Here is a 16,885-nt window from a genome sequence, read left to right as displayed (position 1 = left end):
GTCACTTGAGGACCGGGAAGGCGCCGCGCCGTTCCGAAGCGGCGTCCTGATGCCACAAGCCCCGCCCCGACGCAACCTGTTCCGCACATATCCCTGCACATGAAAATGAAGGGCGCTCGACCTCTCCATGACCAATGGAGTGCTCGACCTTGCTGCGGCCCTCCGTCTCAGTCCGGCAGCAGCAGGCGGTGGTCGATGCGAAAGAGCCTGCCGTCGCCGAGGAGATGGGCGAAGAAACCCAGGCCGAACAGCGGCCGGAAGGCGGCGTCGCGGACATTGAGCCCGCCGGCATAGGCGCCCATCGCCGGCATGACGCAGCGGCTCGGCGAGAGCGCGAAGCAGCGCCGGCGCAGCGCCCGGCCGCGCATGCGGACCTTGGCGGCGGGATGCAGGTGGCCGGCGATCTCAGGGAGCGCCCCGGCGGGGCTCGGCTCGTGCCGCAGCCTGACGCCGCGCAGCTCGAGCTCGTCAGCGACAGTGCCGCCCATTGCCGCCGAGATCGAAGGGTCGTGGTTGCCGCTGACCCAGAGCCAGTCGCGGCCGGCCTGACAGGCGCGCAAGGTGGCAAGGCAGCTCTCGTCGATCCGCGCCTCGGCGCCGCGATCATGGAAGGAATCGCCGAGCGCGATCACGCGCGCCGGCTGGTAGCGCAGGATCGCGGCGCCGAGCAGCCGCAGCGTCGCCGCGGAATCATAGGGCGGCAGCAGGATGCCGCGCGCCGCATAGGCCGAACCCTTCTCCAGATGCAGGTCGGCGACGACGAGCGTGCGCTCATCCGGCAGATAGAGCGCGCCGGAGAGATCGGGCACGAGCGCGAGCCGGCCGAGCATGAACGCCTCGGCCGCCACCTCTCCCGCTTCCTTCGCCGCCAGGTTCACGCCATCGCCTCTTCGAGCATCTGCGCTTCCGCCTCGGCCAGGATCTCGTCGGCCGCTTCCCCACTGACCGCCTCGCGCCCGATCTCCAGCATGACCGAGACCGAAAGCGGCGAGACGTGATCGAGCGGCTGATGCACGATTCGCCCGCTGATCCGTGTCAGCATCTGACCCAGTCGGCCGATGTCGAGCAAGCCCGTCGCCGCATCGGCGCGCGCGGCGCGTAAGAGCACATGGTCGGGTTGGTGCCGGCGCAGCACGTCGTAGACGAGGTCGGTCGAGATCGTCACCTGCCGGCCGCTCTTCTCCTGGCCGGGGAAGCGGCGCTCGATCAGGCCGCCGATCACGGCGCAGGAGCGGAAGGTGCGCTTCATCAGTGCCGATTCGGCCAGCCAGTCCTCGAGATCGTCGCCGAGCATGTCCTGCGCGAAGAGCTCGTCGAGCGACAGTGCGCCACGGGCGATCGCCGCGCCCATGTCGCCGAGCGTCCAGACCGCGATGCCATAGTCGTTGCAGACGAAGCCGAGCGGTTTCAGGCGCGCCCGCTCCAGCCGGCGCGTCAGCAGCATGCCGAGCGTCTGGTGGGCGAGGCGGCCCTCGAACGGGTAGGCGACGAGGAAGAAGCGCCCCGCACGCGGAAAGGTCTCGACCAGCAGCTCGCCCGGCTTGGGCAGGCGCGATTTCAGCCTTTGAGCATGCAGCCAGGACGAGACCTCGTCCGGCAGCTTCGTCCATTCCTTCGGCGAAGCCAGGATGGCGCGCACGCGAGCGGCGAGGAAGGTCGAGAGCGGGAACTTGCCACCGTTATAGGACGGGATCTTCGGGTCGGTGCCGGCGGCGGTGCGCGAGCAGACCACCTCGTTCTCGACGATGCCCTCGAAGCGCAGCACCTCGCCGGCGAAGACGAATGTGTCGCCCGGCGTCATCGTCTCGGCGAAGTACTCCTCCAGCTCGCCGAGTATGCGTCCGCCGCGGCTGAGCATCTGCTGGCCGCCGGGTCGCGCCGGCCTGGAGCGGCCGAGCCGGACCTTGAGCATGGTCGATTCGACGATGGTGCCGACATTCATCCGGTATTGCTGGATTACGCGGGCATTACTGGCGCGGTAGATGTCGTCCTTGCTGCGCCGGAGCTTGGCGAAGCGTTCATAGCTCTTCAGCGCATAGCCGCCGGTCGCGACGAAATCGACTACGGCGTCGAAATCGGCGCGATCGAGGTCGGCATAGGGCGAGGCGGTCAGGACCTCCTCATAGAGCGCATTGGGCTCGAAACCGTCGGAGCAGGCGACCCCAAGGACATGCTGGGCGAGCACGTCGAGCGCCCCGGTCCGCGGCGGCGGGGTGTCCTGCGCTGCCTCTGCCACCGCATCGAGTGCGGCGCGGCATTCGAGCAGCTCGAACCGGTTCGATGGCACCAGTAACGCCTGCGAGGGCTCGTCCATGCGGTGGTTGGAGCGGCCGATGCGCTGCATCAGGCGGCTCGCGCCCTTGGGCGCGCCGACATTGATGACGAGGTCGACATCGCCCCAGTCGATCCCGAGATCAAGCGTCGCGGTGCAGACGACGGCCTTGAGCTTGCCCGCCGCCATCGCCGCCTCGACCTTGCGGCGCTGGCCGACATCGAGCGAGCCGTGATGCAGCGCGATCGGCAGCGTCTCCTCGTTCACGCTCCACAGCGCCTGGAACATGAACTCGGCCTGCATGCGGGTGTTGACGAAGACCAGCGTCAGCTTGTGGGCTTGGATCGCGGCGTAGATGTCGTCGACGGCATGAGCGGTGACATGCCCCGCCAGTGGCAGCCGCCGCTTGGTGTGCATGATCCCGATCTGTGCCTGCGCCCCGCCCTTGACGGTGACGAGGCCGGATGGCGTGCCCGCGCCGCCGAGATAGGCTTGGAGGTCGGCCGGTTCGCGCACCGTCGCCGAGAGGCCGACCGCGCTCATTTCAGGCGCCAGCGTGCGCAAACGGGCGAGATCGAGCGAGAGCAGGTCGCCGCGCTTGGAGGTGACGAGCGCGTGCAACTCGTCGAGCACGACGCGGCGCAGGTTCGCGAAGAACGGCTTGGCGTCGCGGTGCGAGACCAGGAGAGCGAGCTGTTCCGGCGTGGTGAGCAGGATGTCGGGCGGGCGCTCGATCTGGCGGGCGCGCTTGGCCGGCGAGGTATCGCCGGTGCGGGTCTCGACCTTCACGGCGAGCCCCATTTCCCGTATCGGCGTTTCCAGATTGCGGGCGATGTCGACCGCGAGCGCCTTCAGCGGCGAGACATAGAGCGTGTGCAGGCCGTCGCGTTCGCCGCCGCGCTGGGTCAGTTCGAGCAGCGAAGGCAGGAAGCCGGCGAGCGTCTTGCCGGCCCCGGTCGGCGCGACCAGCAGGGTAGAGCGCCCGGCCCGGGCCTCTTCCAGCAAGGCAAGCTGATGCGCCCGCACGCTCCAGCCGCGGCTGGCGAACCAGGCGGAGAAGGCCGGTGGGAGAGGCGAGGGCGCATCCATCGAGCGACAGAGATAGGCCTTGTCGAACGAAAAGGGAACGGGCGTCGACCGCACAATAGAAGCAAGGGCTCGGGGAACCCTCCCCTGGAAGGAGAGGGGTTCTGCGTCGTGGTTCCTGCGCTTGCGCCTCAGTGCTCCGCTACCACGATCAACCCCGGCACCGGCTGACCACGATCGATCCGCGTGCTCTGCGGTTCGACCAGTGCGGGGTTCAGCCCCGTCTCGACGAGCGCCTCCCTGACCCAGGCTTCGGCATGGGCGAAGCGCCGGTCCTGGCCGACGGTGATGCCTTCGCCACCATGGCTTTGCACGGTGAATGCGAGGAGCCCGCCCGCTTTGAGCACGCGCGCGCTCTGATGGAAGGAGGGGGCAAGGTCGCCGAGATAGACGAAGACGTCGGCGGCGATGACAAGATCGGCCGAGGCGTCGGGCCGGCTCGAAAGGAAAGCAGTGAGACCGGCGGTGGCGAGCTTGTCGTAGAGCGGGCCGCCATCGCCGCGCAGCTTGTCGCGCGCCTTGGCGATCATCCGCGGCGAGAGATCGCAGCCGGCGAGGAAGTCCGTCTCCGCCCGGATCGCCTCACCCATCAATCCTGTACCGCAGCCGAGATCAAGGACCGTCGCGAACTGGAAGGGGCGGCCGGTTTGGGTACAATGGCGCAGGAGCGCCTCCTTCAGTAGCACTGGCGCCCGGTACCGCAGCGTGCCGACGAGATGGCTGTCGAAGCGCTCGGCATAGCCGTCGAACAGCGCGCCTGAAAAATTCTCCGAGGTCGCCTGCTCGGCCGGCAGCGCGCCGATGCGGGCGAGGTCGAGCTTGGCGCCGACATGGTCGTTCGGGTCGAGGTCGAGGCATTGCCGCCAGGCGGTCGCGGCCTCCTCATTGTGCCCGAGCGCTTCCTGGGCCAGCCCATAGAGATGCCAGGCGGCAGTGAAACCGTAGTTCTCGGCGAGCGTTTGATCGAGGATGTCGATCGCCGCCTGCGGGTCGCCATCCTTCAGGGCCGCCTCGGCCCAGGCATAGCGACGGTCGAGGCGCTCATCCCCGGAACTGGCGGAGTACACGCTGCTGCCCTTTTCGATCATGCTGCGGGTTTAACGAAGGCAGATGACACTGGCCAGACGATGAAGCCTTCCGATCTGCTGACGCCGACCCCGGCCGGGCTCTATTGCCCGCCGGCCGACATCTACATCGATCCGGTCCGCCCGGTGGCGCGCGCGCTGATCACCCATGGCCATTCCGATCACGCCCGTGCCGGCCATAGCGCCGTGCTGGCGACATCCGAGACTCTGGCGATCATGGCGTTGCGCTATGGCGAGGCTTTCGCTGACACCCAGCAGGTGGCCGCTCCCGGCGAGACCGTGCACATCGGTTCCGTCGACTTCCGCTTCGTTCCCGCCGGCCATGTTCTCGGCTCGGCCCAGATCGTGGTCGAGCACAAGGGCCTGCGCATCGTCGTCTCCGGCGACTACAAGCGCGAGCGCGATCCGACCTGCGCGCCCTTCGAGCCCGTGCCCTGCGACGTCTTCATCACCGAGGCGACCTTCGGCCTGCCGGTCTTCCGCCATCCGCCGGCCCATGCCGAGGCGGCCAAGCTGCTCGATTCCGTCCGGCTCTTTCCTGATCGCACCCATATCGTCGGCGCCTATTCGCTGGGGAAGGCGCAGCGATTGATGGCGCTGATCCGCGAGGCCGGCTACGAGCGGCCGATCTTCATCCACGGCGCGGTCGAGAAGATCACCGAGTTCTACCAGGCGCAGGGCATCCCGCTCGGGGAGATCCGCAAGATCGAGCCTGGCGGGCGCAAGGGCGAGGGACGCAAGGCATTTGCCGGCGAGATCGTCATCTGCCCGCCGAGCGCGATCCAGGACCTCTGGTCGCGACGCTTTCCCGATCCGGTCACCGCCTTCGCCTCGGGCTGGATGCGGGTCAGGGCGCGGGCGCGCCAGAAGGGCGTCGAGCTGCCGCTGATCATCTCCGACCATGCCGATTGGGACGATCTCCAGGCGACGATCCGCGAGGTCCAGGCGAACGAGATCTGGATCACCCATGGCGAGGCCGAGGCGCTGGCGCATTGGTGCGGCACGGTCGGCCTCAAGGGCATGCCGCTGCATCTCGTCGGCTATGGCGACGAGGGCGAGGCCGAGCCCGACGCCAGGCCGGCGGAGGCGTCGCCATGAACCGCTTCGCCTGGCTGCTCGACCGCCTCGCCTATGAGCCGCGCCGCAACGGCAAGCTCGCGCTGATCGCCGATTACCTGCGTACCACGCCCGATCCCGATCGCGGCTATGCGCTGGCGGCGATGACCGGCGGGCTGGTCTTCCAGAACGCCAAGCCCGGCCTGATCCGGGCCCTGATCGCCGAGCGGACCGACCCGGTGCTGTTCGCGCTCTCCTACGATTATGTCGGCGACCTCTCCGAGACGGTCGCGCTGATGTGGCCGGCCCGTCATGGCGCGAACGATGTGCCGCATCTGCCAGATGTCGTCGCCGGTCTGCGCAACTCCGGCAAGACCGAGATGCCGCGCCTGATCGCCTCCTGGCTCGATGCGCTCGACGAGACCGGCCGCTGGGCCCTGCTCAAGCTGATCACCGGATCGCTCCGCATCGGCGTCTCCGCCCGCCTCGCCAAGACGGCCGCTGCCAGCCTCGGCGGCATTCCGGCCGACGAGGTCGAGCAGGTCTGGCACGGGCTGGAGCCGCCCTACACCGCGCTCTTCGCCTGGCTGGAGGGCAGGGCGCCCCGGCCTGAGGCGACCGATCCGGCGCCGTTCCGTCCGGTGATGCTCTCGCATGCGATCGAGGACGGCGATTTCGACAAGCTTGCGGCGAATGAGTTCGCCGCCGAGTGGAAATGGGACGGCATCCGCGTCCAGGCCGTTGCCGGCACGCGCGCCGACGGCAGCCGTACCGTCCGGCTCTATTCCCGCACCGGCGAGGAGATCGGCGGCGCCTTTCCCGACCTCACCGAAGCGTTGACGCAGGACGGCGCGATCGACGGCGAATTGCTGGTGATGCGCGACGGCGTGGTCCAGAGCTTCAACACGCTGCAGCAGCGGCTCAACCGCAAGCAGGTGACGCCGAAGATGCTGGCCGAATTCCCGGCGCATATCCGCGCCTACGACCTTCTGGCAGAGGCCGACGATGATCTGCGCGCACATCCCTATACGGAGCGACGCGCGAGGCTGGAGGCCTTTCTCGGTAGGCTTGACAGTGCCCGCTTCGATCTCTCGCCGCGCATTACCTTCGCGAGCTGGGAAGCGCTGACCGAGGCCCGCTCCGATCCGGCTTCTGCCGGCGCTGGTGCCGATGCGGAGGCAGTCGAGGGCTGCATGATCAAGCGGCTCGACTCGCCATATCTGCCCGGCCGCCCGAAGGGCTACTGGTACAAATGGAAGCGCGATGCCCGGCTGGTCGACTGCGTGCTGATGTATGCCCAGCGTGGCCACGGCAAGCGCTCATCCTTCTATTCCGACTACACCTTCGGCGTCTGGCGGGTCGGGGAAGGGGGCGCAGACGAGCTCGTTCCGGTGGGAAAAGCCTATTTCGGCTTCACCGACGAGGAACTCATCGAGATCGACCGCTATGTCCGCAAGAACACGCTGAACCGCTTCGGCCCGGTGCGCGAGGTGACGCATACGGTCACGAGCGGCCTCGTCTTCGAGGTGGCGTTCGAGGGATTGCAGCGCTCGACGCGGCACAAATCCGGCATCGCCATGCGCTTTCCCCGGATCAACCGCATCCGCTGGGACAAGCCGCCGGGCGAGGCCGATCGGATCGAGACGCTGGAGGCGCTGCTGCCGGCGGGGCCGTGACTCAGAAGCGGCTTGCGGTCGCCAGGAAGGCGCTGGCCAGCATCACCGCCGCCGCGAGCGCGTGATAGGCGGCAAAGCGCAGGAAAGTGGCGCGGCGGACCTCCCCGAGAAGCTGCTGGGCCAGCGCCTCCGGCGGACGTTCGCTATCGTCCAGCATCAGCCAGATCTCGGTGCGCTTGAACGGCCGGCTCCGGGCCCGCTGGGCCATCATCAACAGCACGCAGGCGACGAGCAGAGCCGAATAGCCGCCGGCCTTGAGGGTGGTCGCGACGCTGCTCGACAGACCGACCATCAGGCAGAGCGTCGCCAGCCCGGAGAAACCGCAGGCCCGCGCGGTCGAGATCTCGGCACAAAGCCGCAGCCGGCGTATCAGGTCGGGCGGCATGGCGCTCTTCCGCATTGCAGCATAGGTCCAGATTGGACCAGTGCCGCGCCGCTTCGAAATCACCCTTTCGTGACTATCCGGCCATGCCGAAGAAGACCGGAGCGGCAAGCACGAGCAAACCGGCGAGCCAGATGCCGAGCGAGGTGCCGCTGCTGGTGCCCGGATGCTTGGCGCGCTCATAGAGCGCTGCCGGGACACCCGCCACGATCAGGCAGGCCACCGAGACGAGCAGCGAGGTGAAGTAGAACAGCAGCAGCGGCGAGGAGATGAAGAACGCCGGTGCCACCAGGAACTTCACCAGCACGAAAGCCGGATCGAAGAAAGGAGAGAAGTGCATGCCCGACAGGAGGGAGGCGCCGGCGATGCCGATCAGCAGCCCGTCCTGGCGAATAAGCTTTTCGCGATCGTCCGTCATGAGGCTGCTCCGGTGACCGTCGGCAGGAGGCCGAGCGATCGGATCAGGAAATAGAAGGCGATCCGCGCCAGCAGCAGCCAGACGACGGCGAAGATGTTGACCAGCGGTGCCGGCACGATGGCCGGCGTGATCACGCGGACGGCGTCGAGGATGGGATCGGTGACCTGACGAAACACGGTCCAGATCACCTTGTCGCTGTCGGGCGGAAAGAAGAGCGACAGGATGTAGCGGCCGATCAGCGTGTAGATCATCGCCGCCAGAAGCATATTCGGGAGATGGAACAGCCAGAAGCCGGCTTCCTGGGCCACGCGCGATACTCCGAGGCAGATCGATGCGATGAGAGCGGGATGCCGCCTCTCACACAGAGTTAGAGCAGGATGCGAGGAACCGTCGCCATTTTTTCGCATCCCGCTCTGGCGATGTGGACAAGAAGGGGGCGGGACAAGGTCCCGCCCCCTCGCGAGCGATGAGCGATCCGATCGCGGTCAGGTGGTCTTCTCTTCCATGATCGTGCCGCCGCGCGGGCGCCGGCAGTTGTCGACGAAGTCCTGCAACTCCTGCGACGGCGCCGCGGTCAGGCGCGACACTGCGAACATCACGATGAACCCGACCGGCAGGCCGAAGATCGCCGACGAGATGTTGTTCATGTTGAACCAGCCGACCTTCGAGGCTAGCGGATGCGTGCCCGCCACCCAGGTCTCCATGCCGTTCGGCGCGGCCAGCGCCTTGGCGACATCGACGAGCGGCGCGCCGGTGACGGGATTGAGCAGCGAGCTCATCCCGAAATAGGCGGCGCCATGACCCGGGAAGTAGCGGGTGACGACGAGGTAGAACAGGCAGAGGCCGAAGCCGGCGATGATGCCGGCGATCGCGCCGGCACGGTTGGTCCGCTTGTCCCAGATGCCCAGCACCAGCGCCGGGAAAAGCCCCGCGGCGGCCAGTGAGAATGCCCAGGAGACCATCGCCAGGATGTCGGCCGGCCGCTTGGAGGCCGTCCAGGCCGCGGCGACCGCCACCACAACGAGCAGGACGCGAGAGACGATGAGCCGGCGTGCCGTCGGCGCGTTCTTGTCGATCATCTTGTAGTAGATGTCGTGCGAGAGCGCGTTGGCGATGGCGAGCAGGAGCCCGTCGGCGGTCGAGAGAGCGGCGGCGAGGCCACCGGCGGCGACGAGTCCGGCGATGACATAGGGCAGGCCGGCGATCTCCGGCGTGGACAGCACCACCACGTCGGTGTTGATGCCGAAGTCCTGGAGGCGCAGCACGCCGGCGTGGCCGGGCAGGGCCTGACAGGCGGCGGTGATGGTGGCGACGCTGTCGGCGGCCTTGCCGCAGATCGTCACCAGGCCGAGCTTGCCATAGGTGAACACCCAGGCAGGCATGTCGGCGACGTTCTTGCCGATCAGGGTCGAATAGACCTCGAGCTTCGAGAACGCCGCATAGGCCGGCGCCGTGAAGTAGAGCAGGAAGATGAACAGCAGCGACCAGGCCACCGACATGCGCGCATCGCGCACCGACGGCGTGGTGAAGTAGCGCATCAGCACATGCGGCAGCGAGGCGGTGCCGACCATCAGGCAGAGGATCAGCGCGAAGTAGTTGGCCGGAGAATAGCTGTTGAACGGCGTGGTGTGCGCCTTGGCCGCCATGACGGCTTCGGTCGCCAGGCCCTTGGCAACGAAGCTCTGCTCCAGCGCTGTGATCTCGGCGATGGCCGAGCCATAGGTCAGCTGCGGGATCGGCAGGCCGAACTTCTTCGCCGAGAGGATCACCACCGGCACGAGATAGGCGACGATCAGCACGATGTACTGCGCGACCTGTGTCCAGGTGACGGCGCGCATGCCACCGAGCATCGAGCAGACCAGGATGCCGAGCAGGCCGACATAGACCGCGACGACGAAGTCCATGCCGAGGAAGCGCTGGGCGATCAGGCCGGTCGCGAAGATCTGCGCCACCACATAGGTGAAGGAGCAGGCGAGCAGGACCATGACGCCGAGCATGCGGGCGGTGTTGCCGCCATAGCGCGCAGCCAGGAAGTCGGGGACGGTATAGGCGCCGAACTTGCGCAGGAACGGCGCGACCAGCACGGCGACGAGCACATAGCCGCCGGTCCAGCCGAGCACGAAGGCGAGCCCGTCATAGCCAAGCAGGAAGAGCGAGCCCGCCATGCCGACGAACGAGGCGCCCGACATCCAGTCGGCGCCGGTCGCCATGCCGTTGTAGAAGGCGGGGACCTTGCGGCCCGCGACATAATATTCGGACACCTGAACGGTCCGCGAGACGATGCCGATGAAGGCATAGACCAGGACCGTGAAGCCGACGAACATGTAGCCGAGGATCTGGTTCGGGACGCCGGCCCTCTCCAGAATCGCGACCAGAATGATGAAGGCGGCAAAGCCGCCGGTGTAGATGCCGTAGATGCGGCCGAGGTTCGAGGTGAAGTCCCCGCCTCGGGATGTTGCTTGCGCTGTCATGACCGGTTTCCCCTCACTCGTCTTCGGCGAAGCCGGATTCGCGGTCGATCTTGTCCTGGGCTTTGGCGAACCAGAACAGCATCGCGACGAATACGATCAGGGAGCCTTGGGCTGCCATGTAGTATCCGAACGGAAATCCAAATATTTTTATTGTATTCAGCTGATTGACGAACATATGGATCACGAAGCCGAAGAAGAACCAGATACTCATCATGGTGATCATGAGGCGGCTGGTTTTATCCCAGTGCTTGCTCTCGTCGGGTGAATTCATGATAAATCTCCCTCCATGGCTATTTTTGTTATATTATATTATAGCGACTGCCGGATTTTGTCGCGAATCGCGCCCGCTGCCCCAGCTGCCCGCTCCTAGGTTAATGCAGCGCACTGGCTGAAAGAATGCCGACTTAAGGCGTAGGACTATAGAAGCCCTCGATAGCTTGCCGGCAGTTGGCGCACGCGATCCCGCCGGAGGACCGCGTTGAATATCCGCCGCCGAAGGTGGTTGTGCTTGAGATCACGCACATGCGAGGTCAAACTGACCGCAAGGATGCGAGGAACGCCTGCAATGAGTCGCCAGCCGTCGACCCGGATCGTGATCGCCGACGATCATCCGCTCTTTCGCGGCGCGCTGCGCCAGGCGGTCTCTCATGCGCTCTCTGGCTCGGAGGTCAGCGAGGTCGGCTCGCTCGAGGCGCTCGGCCAAGCCCTGGTTGAGACCGCCGACACCGATCTGATCCTGCTCGATCTGTCCATGCCGGGCGTGCAGGGTTTTTCCGGCCTGCTCTTCCTGCGCGCCTCCTATCCGGAGATCCCGGTCATCGTCGTCTCGGCCAATGACGATCCGGCCGTGATCCGCCGCTGCATCGAGTTCGGCGCGCTCGGCTTCCTGCCCAAGACCGCCGAGGTCGCGCAGATGGGCGAGGCGATCCAGGCCGTGCTCGATGGCGGCGTCTGGACCCCGCCGGGCGTCGATCTCACCGCCCCGGTCGACCATGAGACCGCCGACATGGTCCGGCGTCTCGCCACGCTGACGCCGCAGCAGGTGCGCGTGCTGATGATGCTGTCGGAGGGGCTGCTCAACAAGCAGATCGCCTATGAGCTCGGCGTCTCCGAAGCGACGGTCAAGGCGCATGTCTCGGCGATCCTGACCAAGCTCAATGTCGACAGCCGCACCCAGGCCGTGATCGCCGCCGCCAAGATCGCCGGCGCCGGCTGGGCAGCGCAGGGCGCCTCGGCGACGAGCTGAGTTCTTGCGGCTAGGTGAGCCGTCATTCCGGACAAGCGGCGCAGCCGCGCAGCTCCGGAATCCATCGTAGAGTTCAGCCCCCTACGATGGATTCCGGCGCTCCGCTTCGCTGCGGCCTGAATGACGGGCGAGGCTGATGACACTTGGCGTTTACTGATTGACGGCGGCGTTCAGCGCAGGTTCAACCGCGAGCGGGTTTTGTCCCGTTGTCGATCCGAAGGGGATTTCCATGGCCAATGGCGGTGGCACCGAGCGCTTCCTGGGCGGTTCCGTCCTCAGCGTCCTCGTGCGCCTGTTCTTCATCTCGCTGCTGGTCGGCGCGGCCATGGCCTTTCTCGGCCTGTCGCCGCGCGGCCTCTTCGACTCGGCGCTGCGCTTCGTCCGCTCGCTCACCGATATGGGCTTCGACGCGGTCCGCGAGGTCGGCGGCTGGGCGCTCGCCGGCGCTCTGATCGTCGTGCCGCTCTGGCTGATCAGCCGCTTGTTCGCCTCGAAGCGATAGGGATGGGCGAGGAACGGAGTCGGCTTTCGACCCTTCGCCGGTTTCCCGACGGCTCGGTGCTGAGCGGCCAGGCGCGCGCTGTCATGGCGCCGGCGTGCCAGCGACCCCATATCCGTGCGAGCTGATCGCAACCACGGACCATCCCATGACGTCCATCGCTGTCCGTTCCGCAACCCGTAGCGAGGAAAGCGCCGTTTCCGCGGTCATCGGCCTTGCTTTTGCGACTGATCCGATGGCCCGCTGGTCATTGAGGGAGGCGCAGACCTATCTCGCTGTCATGCCCGATCTGATCCGCGCATTCGGCGCCGCTTCCTATGACAGCGACAGCGCCTATGTCAGCGATGATCTCGGCGGTGCTGCGCTGTGGCTTCCGCCCGGCGTGGAGCCGGATATCGAGGCGCTCGATCGCCTGATCACGACAAACGCCGATCCGGCGATCCTGCCCGATGTCGAAGCGGTGTTCGATTCGATGGCGCGCTATCATCCGGAGGTGCCGCATTGGTATCTGCCGCTGATCGGCGCCGATCCAGCACGGCAGGGGCAGGGAATCGGAAACGCGCTCATGACCCATGCGCTCGCACGCTGCGACCGCGACGGCGTCGCGGCCTATCTGGAATCGTCGAACCCGCGGAATATCCCGCTCTATCAACGGCACGGGTTCGAAATACTCGGAACCATCCAGCACGGCTCGTCGCCGGTCCTGACGCCGATGCTGCGTCCGGCGCAGTCTGATCGAAACTGAGTCTTGCGCGCCGATCTCGCGCGGTCGCCTCATAGCGGAGGCGGCCGAAGCTGCGGTCAGCCAATCTGCCCGCGTGCGATCGCCTCGGCGTCACGTCCGATCAGCGCGTCGAGGCGCGGCAGCCCGGCCTTGCGCACCTGCATGTCGAGGCCGCGCTTGACCTCGCCGACCAGCCCCGGGCCCTTGAACACCATCGCCGAATAGAACTGCACCAGGCTCGCCCCGGCCAGGATCTTGGCAAAGGCGGTTTGCGCCGAATCGATGCCGCCGACGCCGATCAGCGGGAATTGGCGCTCCACCCGCAGGAAGGTCTCGGCGAGGATACGCGTCGAGGCCGTAAAGAGCGGCTTGCCCGAGAGGCCGCCGGTCTCGGCTCTGCTCGCGCTGCGCAGGCTGTCGGGTCGTGCGATCGTCGTGTTCGAGACGATCATGCCGTCGACCTTGCGACGCCGCGCGACCGAAATCATCCCATCGAGCTCGGGCATGGTGAGGTCCGGCGCGATCTTGATCAGCACCGGCGTCGGCTTAGCCCCGGCGGAAGCCTCGTCGCGGGCGGCGAGGGTGCGCGCGATCAGGTCGTCGAGAGCGCTCTCGGCCTGCAGGTCACGCAAGCCCGGCGTGTTCGGCGAGGAGACGTTGACGGTGAGGAAATCGGCGAGCGGGGCGAGCCTTCCCGCCAGCACCGCATAATCGGCGCTGCGGTCGGCCGAGTCCTTGTTGGCGCCGAGGTTGACGCCGACGATGCCGCCCTTCTTACGGCGGGCGGCCAGCCGCGCCGCGACCGCCTCCATGCCCTCGCTGTTGAGGCCGTAGCGATTGATCACCGCCTCGTCTTCCGGCAGGCGGAAGACACGCGGGCGCGGATTGCCCGGCTGCGGCAGCGGCGTCACTCCGCCGATCTCGACGAAGCCGAAGCCGAGCCCGAGCGCGCCGTCGACCGCCTCGGCATTCTTGTCGAAGCCGGCGGCGAGGCCGACCGGATTGGCAAAGCGCAGGCCGAAGGCCTCGACCGCCAGCGAGGGCGCATCGGCCGCCGGCCGCAGCGGGGGCGCGGCGGCCAGCGCCGCGATCGTCAGCCGGTGGGCCTGCTCGGCGTCGAGCTTGTGGATCAGGGGCCGGGCCAGGCCGAACAGCGCTCCGATCACGCGACATCCTCCGGCAAGATATCCTCTGGAAAGACATGGCCGTTCTCGGCCAGCGGCAGCGGCGCGATCCAGCGCGCCTGCTTCGGGTCGAGCGTGGCGTAGAGATGCGGAAACAGCGTCCCGCCGCGCGACGGCTCGTAGCGCAGGGCCTCGCCGAGGGCTGCATCGTCGATGGCGATCAGCAGCAGCCCATCCTGGCCGGCGAAATGCCGAGCAGCGGTCTCGCGGACCTGCGCGCCGGTCGAGAAATGGATGAAGCCGTCGGCGAGGTCGACCGGCGCTCCCTGGAAGAGGCCGTTGGCCTCGGCTTCGCGCCAGAGCGCTTCAGGACAGATCTTGTAGACGAGCGGCATGGCGCCGGACATATCGCCTGACGGGCGTCGGCAAAAGGGGAAAGCGTGCCGCACCGGGCCGGTCCCCGATTTTCTGTTTGGCTGCGGTCATGGTCCTTCCGGGTCTCCCTGCGCTCCGGCCGGGACGACTCGGGATGGGGCACGTATGAAACAGATTGAATTCTTATCGAATAGGGGATATTTCCTATTTCTATCCCCGCTTTGCGCCCTGTCGGCACCACCAGGATCGAGGCCTCCCCGCGATGCTGTCCCATGATCAGATCTGGAGCGCGATCGACACGCTCGCCCAGCGCTATGGCCTGACGCCGTCGGGTCTGGCGCGCAAGGCCGGGCTCGACGCCACCACCTTCAACCGCTCCAAGCGCGTCGGCACTGACGGGCGCGAACGCTGGCCCTCGACCGAATCGATCGCCAAGATCCTCTCTGCGACGGGCGCCTCCTTCGACGAGTTCATGAACGTCGTCCGCCGCGGCGCACCGCCGGCGCACACGATTCCGGTGATCGGCTTCGCCCAGGCGGGCTCCGGCGGCTTCTTCGACGATGGCGGCTTCCCGGCCGGCTCCGGCTGGGACGAGGTGGCCTTTCCCGGCCTGCAGGACGAGAAGGCCTATGCGCTCGAGATCGCCGGTGATTCGATGCTGCCGCTCTATCGCGACGGCGACACCATCATCGTCTCGCCCGGCGCTGCGATCCGCCGCGGCGATCGCGTCGTGGTCAAGACAGTCGAGGGGGAGGTGCTGGCCAAGCAGCTCAGGCGCCAGACGGCCAAGACGGTCGAGCTCGCCTCACTCAATCCCGAGCATGCCGATCGGGTGCTGGCGCTGTCCGAGATCGCCTTCATGGCGCGGGTGATCTGGGCGAGCCAGTAGAGTATCGGCCCGACCATCAACAGCCCGCATCCTGAGGAGCCGCAAAGCGGCGTCTCGAACGATGTTCGTGGAGTCTCCGGAACCATCTGGAGCCTCCTTCGAGACGCAGGCTGAGGGCTGTGAGACGTTACGCCGCCATGCGCTGCGCCGGCAGCGACACCGTGAACACCGCGCCGACCTCGGACGGTTCGAGCGCGATCATCCCGCCATGCAGGCGCACCAGCTCGGCGGCGATGGCAAGTCCGAGGCCGGTGCCGCCGGGATTGACCGAGCCACGAAAGGCCTGGAACAGGTTCTCGCGCGCGCGCGGCGGCACGCCCGGACCGTTGTCGGCGATACGCAGGACGATCTCCTCATGGCGCCGGCCGGCGCTGATTCTGAGCATCGGCATCCGTTCGCCGGCCTCGCTGAGGCCGTCGAGCGCCTGGATCGCATTGCGCATCAGATTGGAGAGCACGCGCGCCATCTGGTCGGGATCGCAGGGAGCGATGACCTCGGCCGGCACCTCGTTGGCGAAATGAATCGCGCCGTTCTCGCCGAGGCCGAGCAACTCGGCCTGCTCGGCGACGAGCTGGCGCAGCGCTACGTCGCGCAAGGATGGCGTCGCCTCGGCTGCCCGGCCATAGGCCAGCGTCGCCTGGCAGAAATCGATGGCGCGTCCCAGCGTCGCGATCAGGCGCGGCGCGAAGCGCCGGATCTTTGGATCGCGTGTCTCGGTCAAACGATCGGACATCAATTGAGCCGCGGCCAGCATGTTGCGCAGGTCGTGGTTGATCTTGCTGACGGCGAGGCCAAGCTCTGCGAGGTGCTTCTTGGCTCTGAGGTCGTCGGCCAGCGTCGCCTGCATGCGCGCCAGTGCGCGCTGCGCCTCGCCGATCTCGTCGACGCGCTGCGTCGGTTCGATGATCCGGCGCGGATTCTCCGGATCGTGCTCGAATTCCATCACATTGGCGGCGAGGTGCCGGATCGGCTGCACGATCAGCCAGTTCAGCGAGAGATAGACCAGCCCCGCCGTCAGGATCGAAATGACCAGCGTGACCAGCGTCAGGTTGACCGAGAATTTCAGCATGGCGCGGCGCAGCGGCCGTTCGTCGATGACGATCTCGACGAAGTCGGCGGCGCCGACCGCCTGCCCGACGACGCGGATCGGCATCTCATGCGAGGGGCTGACCAAAGTCGCCACCGATTCGACGATCGACTGCATCCAGCTCTGATCGCGCAGGTCTACGGTCCTGGCGACCTCGTGCGGCATCGAATCGAGGCTGAGCAGGCGGCGCGCGCCGCCGACGCGCGCGGCGATGGCCGAGGCGCCGACGCCGGCCAGCAGCCGCTCCTCGCTGCCTTCCGGCAAGCCCTCGGCCGGCGAGCCCTCGAGGACCAGCACGGCGATCTGCGCCGCTGCAAGGCGATCGTTCAACCAGTTGCGCCGGAAGTTCGCGACCGAGGGCAGGTAGATCAGCACCTCGGCCAGCATCACGAACAGGATGGTCAGGACCAGGAGCTTCGCCGACAGGCCGAGCTGGGTCGGTCCGCGCGCGACGCTGATCGACAGGGTATTGGGATCGAACCGTCTCACTGACAT

The 16,885-nt window shown here is 67.1% G+C and carries 17 protein-coding genes; 6 read left to right on the top strand and 11 right to left on the bottom strand.

The features are described 5' to 3' along the window. Window positions 1-167: 167 nt before the first annotated feature. From pdeM to BMZ69_RS03660, 3 genes are all read right to left on the bottom strand, one after another. Window positions 168-830, bottom strand: a complete 663-nt coding sequence (gene pdeM, locus BMZ69_RS03670) for a ligase-associated DNA damage response endonuclease PdeM (protein WP_092155462.1) — start codon at window positions 828-830, stop codon at window positions 168-170. Between the two features lie 44 nt (window positions 831-874). Continuing rightward, entirely contained in the window at window positions 875-3,361 is a 2,487-nt protein-coding gene (locus BMZ69_RS03665) for a ligase-associated DNA damage response DEXH box helicase (RefSeq protein ID WP_092155461.1), read from the bottom strand. Window positions 3,362-3,489: 128 nt separating this feature from the next. Then, window positions 3,490-4,425, bottom strand: a complete 936-nt coding sequence (locus BMZ69_RS03660; RefSeq protein WP_175506654.1) for a methyltransferase — start codon at window positions 4,423-4,425, stop codon at window positions 3,490-3,492. Between the two features lie 60 nt (window positions 4,426-4,485). Here BMZ69_RS03660 and BMZ69_RS03655 point away from each other — a divergent pair, with 60 nt between their 5' ends. Then, the gene (locus BMZ69_RS03655) at window positions 4,486-5,541 is read left to right on the top strand and encodes a ligase-associated DNA damage response exonuclease (protein ID WP_092154972.1); all 1,056 of its coding nucleotides are present in this window, start codon (window positions 4,486-4,488) and stop codon (window positions 5,539-5,541) included. Next, window positions 5,538-7,175 (top strand): cisplatin damage response ATP-dependent DNA ligase, encoded by a 1,638-nt coding sequence (locus BMZ69_RS03650; RefSeq protein ID WP_092154970.1) that lies wholly within the window; start codon window positions 5,538-5,540, stop codon window positions 7,173-7,175. Before BMZ69_RS03655 ends, BMZ69_RS03650 begins: the two co-directional genes overlap by 4 nt. A gap of 1 nt (window position 7,176) precedes the next feature. Here BMZ69_RS03650 and BMZ69_RS03645 read toward each other — a convergent pair whose 3' ends face one another. From BMZ69_RS03645 to BMZ69_RS03625, 5 genes are all read right to left on the bottom strand, one after another. Continuing rightward, the gene (locus BMZ69_RS03645; RefSeq protein WP_092154968.1) at window positions 7,177-7,560 is read right to left on the bottom strand and encodes a hypothetical protein; all 384 of its coding nucleotides are present in this window, start codon (window positions 7,558-7,560) and stop codon (window positions 7,177-7,179) included. A 73-nt stretch (window positions 7,561-7,633) separates the two neighbouring features. Further along, entirely contained in the window at window positions 7,634-7,975 is a 342-nt protein-coding gene (locus BMZ69_RS03640; RefSeq protein WP_092154966.1) for a hypothetical protein, read from the bottom strand. Beyond that, a complete protein-coding gene (locus BMZ69_RS03635) occupies window positions 7,972-8,283 on the bottom strand; it encodes a YggT family protein (RefSeq protein WP_092154964.1) in 312 nt (103 codons plus the stop codon). Before BMZ69_RS03635 ends, BMZ69_RS03640 begins: the two co-directional genes overlap by 4 nt. Before the next feature lie 177 nt (window positions 8,284-8,460). Continuing rightward, on the bottom strand, window positions 8,461-10,446 hold the full coding sequence (locus BMZ69_RS03630) for a sodium:solute symporter family protein (RefSeq protein ID WP_092154962.1): 1,986 nt from the start codon (window positions 10,444-10,446) through the stop codon (window positions 8,461-8,463). A 13-nt stretch (window positions 10,447-10,459) separates the two neighbouring features. Beyond that, complete coding sequence (locus BMZ69_RS03625; RefSeq protein WP_092154960.1) at window positions 10,460-10,717, bottom strand: DUF4212 domain-containing protein; 258 nt, start codon at window positions 10,715-10,717, stop codon at window positions 10,460-10,462. A gap of 294 nt (window positions 10,718-11,011) precedes the next feature. Between BMZ69_RS03625 and BMZ69_RS03620 the strand changes: the two genes are divergently transcribed. From BMZ69_RS03620 to BMZ69_RS03610, 3 genes are all read left to right on the top strand, one after another. Then, window positions 11,012-11,692, top strand: coding sequence for a response regulator (locus tag BMZ69_RS03620; RefSeq protein WP_092154958.1), 681 nt, complete (start codon window positions 11,012-11,014; stop codon window positions 11,690-11,692). A 229-nt stretch (window positions 11,693-11,921) separates the two neighbouring features. Beyond that, window positions 11,922-12,194, top strand: coding sequence for a DUF6460 domain-containing protein (locus BMZ69_RS03615; RefSeq protein ID WP_092154956.1), 273 nt, complete (start codon window positions 11,922-11,924; stop codon window positions 12,192-12,194). Between the two features lie 145 nt (window positions 12,195-12,339). After that, window positions 12,340-12,936 (top strand): GNAT family N-acetyltransferase, encoded by a 597-nt coding sequence (locus BMZ69_RS03610; RefSeq protein WP_092154954.1) that lies wholly within the window; start codon window positions 12,340-12,342, stop codon window positions 12,934-12,936. 56 nt (window positions 12,937-12,992) lie between these two features. Here the strand turns inward: BMZ69_RS03610 and BMZ69_RS03605 are convergent, their stop codons facing one another. Then, window positions 12,993-14,081, bottom strand: coding sequence for a quinone-dependent dihydroorotate dehydrogenase (locus tag BMZ69_RS03605; protein WP_092154952.1), 1,089 nt, complete (start codon window positions 14,079-14,081; stop codon window positions 12,993-12,995). Further along, window positions 14,078-14,434 carry a DUF952 domain-containing protein gene (locus BMZ69_RS03600; RefSeq protein ID WP_092155460.1) on the bottom strand — a complete coding sequence of 119 codons (357 nt, stop codon included), beginning with the start codon at window positions 14,432-14,434 and terminating at the stop codon, window positions 14,078-14,080. The genes BMZ69_RS03605 and BMZ69_RS03600 overlap by 4 nt, the downstream gene beginning before the upstream one ends. A 242-nt stretch (window positions 14,435-14,676) precedes the next feature. Here BMZ69_RS03600 and BMZ69_RS03595 point away from each other — a divergent pair, with 242 nt between their 5' ends. Continuing rightward, the gene (locus BMZ69_RS03595) at window positions 14,677-15,303 is read left to right on the top strand and encodes a S24 family peptidase (protein WP_092154950.1); all 627 of its coding nucleotides are present in this window, start codon (window positions 14,677-14,679) and stop codon (window positions 15,301-15,303) included. A 127-nt stretch (window positions 15,304-15,430) separates the two neighbouring features. Here BMZ69_RS03595 and BMZ69_RS03590 read toward each other — a convergent pair whose 3' ends face one another. Beyond that, window positions 15,431-16,885 (bottom strand): sensor histidine kinase, encoded by a 1,455-nt coding sequence (locus BMZ69_RS03590; protein WP_092154948.1) that lies wholly within the window; start codon window positions 16,883-16,885, stop codon window positions 15,431-15,433.

This window comes from Allobosea sp. CRIB-10, from assembly GCF_900112185.1.
In the GTDB taxonomy this organism is placed as follows: Bacteria; Pseudomonadota; Alphaproteobacteria; order Rhizobiales; family Beijerinckiaceae; genus Allobosea.
This window is presented reverse-complemented; position numbering and strand designations above follow the sequence as displayed.